At 73.8% G+C, this 355-nt stretch carries 1 protein-coding gene; it reads left to right on the plus strand.

The genetic code is table 11. From position 1 onward, the window contains the following. Positions 1–355 (plus strand): AAA family ATPase (locus DEIPI_RS41425; RefSeq protein ID WP_045234249.1); only part of this gene is annotated, 355 nt, incomplete at both ends.

Raw genomic sequence — 355 nt, forward strand, 5'->3', positions numbered from 1 at the left:
CTCACGCACTACGCGCGCGTCACGCCCCTGCAGGCGGAGTTCGCGCTGGAGAGCGCCGCGCAGTTCGGCCGCGTCGTCGACGACGACGGTCGCGTGTACGTCCCGAGCGTGCTGCGCGCCGAGAAGAAGCTCGCGAGCACCGTCCGCACGCTGCTCGCCACGCCCCCCGCCGACGAGTGGACGGTCCGCAAGTCCGACCGGGTGGGCCTCAGCCCTCAGCAGGCCACCGTGCTCGACCTCCTCGAGGAGCACCGCCTCGTGGTCCTCACGGGCGGGCCCGGCACGGGCAAGAGCACCACGACGCGCCGCGTCGCGGACCTCGCCGAACGTCTCGGGATGGAGGTCGCGCTGTGCG

This window comes from Deinococcus pimensis DSM 21231 (assembly GCF_000519345.1).
GTDB classification, from domain to species: Bacteria; Deinococcota; Deinococci; order Deinococcales; family Deinococcaceae; genus Deinococcus_A; species Deinococcus_A pimensis.